The sequence below is a fragment of the Candidatus Poribacteria bacterium genome (genome assembly GCA_021295755.1).
Classification (GTDB): domain Bacteria; phylum Poribacteria; class WGA-4E; order WGA-4E; family PCPOR2b; genus PCPOR2b.
The window spans coordinates 1,437-8,888 of the sequence record JAGWBT010000132.1; the positions used below are offsets into that span (position 1 = coordinate 1,437).

Annotated in this window: 2 protein-coding genes; both read right to left on the reverse strand. The window is 50.7% G+C overall.

The features are described from left to right. Positions 1 to 242: hypothetical protein (locus J4G02_17510; GenBank protein MCE2396336.1), on the reverse strand; the 242-nt coding region annotated here is incomplete at its 3' end. 428 nt (positions 243 to 670) lie between these two features. Then, complete coding sequence (locus J4G02_17515; protein MCE2396337.1) at positions 671 to 6,253, reverse strand: T9SS type A sorting domain-containing protein; 5,583 nt, start codon at positions 6,251 to 6,253, stop codon at positions 671 to 673. Between the last annotated feature and the right edge of the window lie 1,199 nt (positions 6,254 to 7,452).

The window sequence follows — 7,452 nt, forward strand, 5'->3', positions numbered from 1 at the left end:
GAAGTGACGACTAGCATCACCCATACGATCATCAATTCACCGGGATTCAACTCCGCTTTCGGCCTTATTTTTTTGAGGACAGGATTAATGCCTAGGGTGAGGACAATTAGCACAAATAGTGCCCCTAAAGGAAAATGACTCCCGGAAATATCTGTCCCTTGAAGATAATAGTCATTATACGGTGTGACCGCCGTTTGTATGATGACCAAAGCGAGGCCAATGATAATCGCTCTTAAAGACATATCATTCCTCGCTGATTAGCGCTTCTGTGGAATAGTTCGATGATGCAGCGTGTCTGACCATGCCTAGCAACAAGCCACCCGAAGTTGGTATGTTTCGCTCAACCCAGCCTACGTGGTATAAACTATAGGACTTACGCAGTTGAACGCTCAAAGCCTTGTAGTTCGGCGATTTATCGCCGCTGGACACCGTTCCCAACGCCCGATAAATCGGGCAACTACAGCAGAAACTCCATAAGGAGTCCGTAGGGAACAACGATCGTTGTTCCCTACTGAAATGCGTAAGTCCTAAGCTAGAACTTTAGGGAGCAAGCCGATAACTACAACAGAAATCCCATAAGGAATTCGCATAAATCCTACTAAAAAAAAAGCTGTTAAACACCTCAATCTGAGGCATTTAACAGCTATGTCAAGTGCGTGTATAGCAAAGATTACTTCAGAATGACCATCTTGCGGGTCGCTGAAAAGTCACCTGCGTTCAAGCTATAGAAGTAAATGCCACTGGCAACCTGCTCACCGAAACGGTTACGACCGTCCCAGTAGATTGCTTTCGATCTGGACTCATAGACTGCCGCACTTTGATGTCCTACATCAATGCTGCGCACCAGTTCACCATTTACATCGTAGATGGTCAATGATACGTCAGCATCTTCTGCTAGACGATACGGAATCCACGTTTCAGGGTTGAACGGATTCGGATAGTTCCGAAGCAGCTCCGTCTCTGCGGGAATCTCATACGCGATGAGGTCTTCTAACTCAAGGATACCGCTCTTCACATCGTCAACCGTTACGACATGACGCACCGGTTGGACACCAATCAACGGACTGGGTGAATCAGCGGAAATCTCTAAGACATCGCCGACCCGTGCCGCATTGCCACGCTGCAGGTCAACAAAGGTCATGTTGTAGCCGCCTGCTTCCATCTCAAGGGAGGTGACCCTGTTGAGCGAGGTTTTGGTTGACAGGTTTTTCACCTTGACACGGAATCCTTCCCGCGCCAGTCCGGTGATTTCGTCAACGACAGCACCTTGGACATCAAGGACAGGTGTTTGGCCCTCAACATTGTATCCTGCGAGCGCGATTGGTGCTGCACCCCCTATACCACTGTTGCGCCAACCGGCACCCGTGACCGTTACAGTCGTAGTTGCACTGGCACCCGCTATGACGAGATAGGCTGCATCCCCCATGACGGGGCCATCCGCCGGATCGCCCGCTCGTCCGACCGTTCCGAATTGACCAGCACCGGTCGAAACGATTATGTTTGAGACGACACCTCTATCGAACAGCCCTATGATGTCGCTGACATTCTTTACTGTGGGAATATTGACAGGCAACCCGATGAGATTCGATCCCACCTGGAGACGTATCTCTGATGTGCCGTCACCCCAGGCATCACCTCTGAAAACGACCGTTTTCTTGGCACTCATCGAAAGGACGATTCCGAGGTCAGCGGTGATCGGCACACTATCGCTCCTGCTATTCCATGAGCGAGTAGCGTAGTCATAGACAATCAGCAGACTGGCGGCACTCCCAAGCATCGTCTTGAGATCCCCCACCGTGTCGAGCCCTTCGACATCCAAGGGTACGTGGAATAGACTGGTGCCTGCCGGTATCATCGAAGTGTATTGCAGTATGCTTGTCAACATAACGGTTGAGAAGCCCGCTCCACGGTTGCCAGCGGCGTCCGTTGCCGTCACAGTGATGGTTTTCATGCCCTCGGTTGCTTGGTTATTATCACTGATAGTGAAGGACCCACTATAGGTGTTATTGGATAGCGTCAACCGCATTGGTGCCGTTTGTGTTGTATCGAGTGCGGAGACATCCGCCGTTACGGAAGTGGCCGCCTCGGATATCGTAGCGATGATGGTAACCGTATCGCCATTCGCAGCAGTCGCTGGAGATGCATCAACCGTTACCGTTGGTGCAGCGGTGTCAACGGTGAGAGACCCCGCCGTAGCGCTAGGTCCGTTGGGGCCGAGCCTGACAGTTACAGTGTGCACCCCATCGCGCAAATTGGCAACGGATACGCTTTCGGTATAAGTTCCCACCGGAAACTCGTTCATAGCGACATTGGTGAGAATCGAACCGACCGAGAAGGTTGCCCTTTGACCCGATGTGCCGATGGCTGTCACTGCTACTGTATCCCCCGCTTTCACGATTGTCTTATCAATCGTAGCGGTGAGAATGATGACTACTTCGGGGTCAGGATCGGGGTCGGGTGGAGGCGTGGGATCTGGGACGATGGTGACGTTGCCCACTCCTACCTGCGTGCTGTCTTGAATCTGCTGCCCATCAAAAAGCATCCTAAAAGTAGAGACTTCAGAGGTCGCAGGCGCGTCAGCATTCTCGTAGGTGAATATAATCTGGTCCCCCGCCTCTACCTCAAGTCCGCCCAATCTCACCCGGGCGACCATATCCCTGCCAATCGGGGCGAGTTTTTCGATACTCGTTGTCGTCTCTATGCCACTGTGCCGGTGCACAACGGTGTAGGTCCCCTTATTGTCAGGCGAGGTTGCAGCGTCACTCGGTGGTGTCCAACTGCGGGGCACCTGGACGCGGAACTCCCGCGGCGCAGAAATCTCACCGACCGCGGTGTAGGTAAAGGTGAGGTTCACCCCGGTCGCCCCGGCTTTAACAGCCGTCGGCGTGACCACACCCGAACCGGAACCCCGTTTCGCCTCTTTGACATCAACAGTGAGGGTTGTATCAGTGCCTGAAACCTCTGCGAACGAATCTCCGGGAACCCCGCTGTGAACCTCAACAACAAATGTAACATCCGTTTCTACCCTTGGCTGCACATCAGCGGTATAGATGAAGTTGATTTTACCGTTTGCAGCCAAATTAACACCCTCGACAATTGCCATTTGACCGTCATAGCGGACGGAAGTTGAAGGTTGAACAATTAGGTTGCTAGTACTCGGCGCGGTCCAGTTGGGTGGGATGGTGAGGCGAATTCTACCCCCAACCATTTGTCCCGCCGCGGTGTAAGCAATTGTGAGCGTACGGTTCGTATCACCGGCATAGAGGGTAGTATCGCCCCTGACGGCTCTCACGGTTAACACCGCTTTTCCTCTGCCACTACCTTGACCTGTGACCCTCACTGTGGGTTGACCTTGAATGGCTTTAAGACTCCCATCTTCATGTCCCTTAACCTCAATTTTGAATGTATCGGTGCCCGTCGCGGTGGCAGCAACGGCACGCCCTTCGTCGGTCGCCCCGTAGGTGATTCTGAGGCTCTGTGTTTTGTCCAGGAAAAAGATTGGTACGGTGATAGAGAGTCTATCATCAGCCGTAGCGGTGCCGATACCGAGTCCATCCACTTCGGTATACCCCGGGCTCCCCAACTCACCCACTTGCGGCTTGCTCCAACCCGATGGAACGGTGAATCTTAGTTCCCCATCTACGACGGTCTGGGTCGGTGTGTAGGTAAACACCAACTGCACATCGTTCGCAGCAGCGGGAACCTCTGTGGGATCAACGGTCACTGTACCTGTGCCATCCAATGCGCCCGCCACTTCTATTTGTAAGACGCCGGGGGCATCTGCATAAACCTTCCCCAGCTTTTTTGGGTTTCTTATCTTTTCTCTGTCTTCGTACTTCACATCGCTTGTGACGGCGGCAAAAACGCCATTCCCATCCCCATCGGATCTAATCGTGAATTGGGCAATCCCAATGTTGTCTTGGACCTCCACCCCGTTGTTGCTGCTCGATGTACCACCGCCATAGATAAATCGGATGCTGCCGCCCCTACTAAGTGTACGAATCGTCGCTATCGCTTGGCTGCTCCCGACATCCAATTCGGATACGGAACCTCTGACCGTCACATAATTTCGCTGTGTGGGATCCTCCTGCATGGGACCCCACCCTGATGGGATTTCAAGGACCACTTGCCCGCCATTCATCGTTCCGGCTGCGGTGTACACTACCTCTATCGCCTGATTGTTACTGCCCGCCGCAATGGAGGTCGGCGATAGCGTCGCAGAGCCGGTCCCATCCTTGATATTGATCAACCTGACCGTCACGGACCCCGCAGAGCGGGTACCCGCACTCGATGAGACACGAAAAGTGCCCGAAACTCTGACGGCACTATTTGCCACATGGTGTAGCACGGCTTTCTCACTCTCTTTATCATCCTCATCCGTACCATACTTAATCCTCACAGTTCCATTGATCCCCAGCTCCTTGATTTCAACGTTAATCGTACGCCCGGATATGGTGGGTTGATTCGCTTCAAGCGTACCATCACTCTCGACGGTCACCCGACCGGGTGTATCTTTCGCCGTTGTGGGTGGGCTGCCCAAGGCGGAGGGGATTGTCAACGAAACCCTGCCATTCCGGATGGGGGTGCGGTCCGCTGTAAACCTGAAGGTGATTGTTTGCCGACTTCCGGCATGGAAGACATTCTCACCTTCGATTGCAAAGTCAACCGCGTCCCCTGATGTTCTCACCACGGAGAGGATAGGTCGCTCATCAACATCGGTGGTCGGATCGTCCTCAATTTCTACGAGCTCCCCCCCATTCGGTCCAACCCTCACTGTCCAGTCATAGTTATTAGCATTTTCTGAGATATCAACCCTGCGTATGGTGGTCCGTAACGTTTGATTTCGTTCAATCGTAATGTTCGACCAAGTAATAACATTAGTAGTAGTAGCATCAGGATAGGTTAAATCGTTAGAACTCCGGGAGCCAGAGACATAACCGTAGCCGCTAGAGTTGGTTCTCTGTAATGTGTTGGTACTATCAAGAACAATTCCTGCTGGCGTAATCTCTATATCATACCCCTCAAGTTTGGTATACGCGGTATAAGTCAGGGTGATATCTCTGCGCGGAGAACCCGCCTCCACAAAAGGAGGCGAAATGGCCATCCTTCCAGAGCCTGCTAGTGCACTCGCCACTCCCCCCGTGACCTTGGCACCGGTTCCTCCTGTCGTTGCGGAGACCTCACCAGGATCCCCCTCAACCGTGGCTATTCGATACGAAACGACAACTCTCTGACCCCTATCGATCTTATTAATAGGGATACTAGGATTGAGACCGATACTAGACGTATCACCAAGAACGGCCCCGCCCCTTCCTGATACTGTAATATCAGCAGCTGCAGCTGCCTCGAGCGCGGCGGGAATAGTTATAGCGAGGGTGGTGCCGTACATCGGCCCAGGGGCTTCAAAGACAATTTGAACATTGATATTTGTATCTCCTATGAATACTCTCGCCGGTGTGACTTTAACCTCTCTTATAAGCGGGTCACGGGTTTCCGTTGCAGTGAGTTGCCCCTGGTCGTCGGTGGTGGCCAAATCACGATCCCCCAAAATATTTCCAACTTTGACCTCAACTGAATCCGATAACCGAATAAGCGTGCCGTTCTTGGCACTGGAGCTGCACTGGAACCCAATATTAGCATAGTCATCGGAATAGACATCAGCAGTACCGTTATCTTCAGTTAAACGAGAGGGAATAGGGACAGTTACATCAGCGAGTATGATTATAAGTTCCCTACTACCATTGCTATTATTCGTGCTGCTCCACTCTGAACCGAGGTTGACCGTTATGTGTCTGTCGGCTTCAAATGTCACGGTAGCGTTTGCTTTCGCCTTCCTCTTTTCGTCGGTATCAAGTGTGGTGTCACTAACAAAGAGATCGGCGGGAACCAGATCGCCCATGTCATCCGTTTCGTATACCGTATCCCCATCCGTGACGCGTATAAGTTTTTTGGACACCTTCCAACCGGTTGGGAACGAAATCCGAACTCGCCCGCCAGCCATATTTATTCCTGCGTTATTCTCAGCTGCCGTGTAGGTAAATTGCAGAATATTGTGCGTACTACCAGCACTAAGAGCGGTATCAGTTCCAGAAACAGAGGAGATCGCAGGGCTAGTTATATTACTCTGAAAACCCCAAGCTACCGCTACTGTTCCCTTGCCGTCATTTGTTGCTGCCATCGCGGCGTTACTGAATATCCCTGTAACCAACATCAAACCGATAATGAAAAACGCGCTTAATTTCCAATTATACATTGTTCAAACCTCTTTCTAATTGTAGTCGCTCGTTTCTTAATCCCGATTTATCGGGGATACATCGAACGACGAGAAATGTGTGCTCCGGTGCTCGATCGCTGAAACACAGCGATGAATCACCGAATTATTTTAACACAAGTTGCTAGGTTCTGTTGACGTTTGACAGCCCGTAGGTCGAAGACTCATCCGATTGGAGTCCTCGGAACGGAGTTGGATTGAACGGTTAAACGTGAATCCCTATCAGGTACAATAGAAACTTGGTCGTTCAACAACATCTGCTTATAAATGGATAAAGTGAAACCCAACTTAGTTTTTCCCCGGTAAGCCTTTTTTTAAGTTATTTGATAAAAGTAATCTTTTGTACCACGATCTGTTAGATTGTGACCCAACCCACAAACTAACAGTCTGCGCTACTTATAGCAGATTGACCGACGCTAACACCGTTTGCCGATCTCGTTGCGTCCCCGATACATCGGGGCAAGCAGGAACGGCACGGGACTAAAAAGCAACGATGCTTACAGTATCGTGGATGTCGATTGGATCGGCATTAGCAACATCAAAATGTCAACACACCTTAGTAGGTAACGTAAAACGTGAGCCTTGGGTTTCACGCTTCAAAGCCAACTCCTATCAACAACGATAATAGTTCAGCCTTTCAACAACACCCTTTGATAAATGGATATAGTGACTTCCAACACCGAATCCACCATCGAATATCCATAAACCCCGGCGAAACCTAACGCTTTTCACCTAAAATTCTTGGGAGTTACGCACTTCGCTCGGACAGATCCCCGATAAATCGGGACAGACGGGATTTTGCCTTGCTCAATATGCGATGCAAAAACCGTGCCCAATTTCGACTAGTGTGTAGACAATTGCAATTTTATTTGTATAGTGGTACAGATCCCGATACCATTGTGGTGGAACGACGCTCTGATAAAATTGGGATTCAAAGCAACTTACGGTATCGTGTCCCGATCCAATCGAGAGGCAGGGGTTAGTTCAATCTGTCATACATCAACAGAATCTAGGGCGTGTTGACACTTTGATGTTGTTAATCCGGCAAATGCTGTTAGCATTGGGTAATCTGCCAAAAGACAATCTTACTTATATATAGCCCAAGTTGCTAGGGCGTGTTGACATTTTGAAGCTGCTCATTCGGCAAACGCTGTAATCATCAGCTAATCTGCCAAATGTAG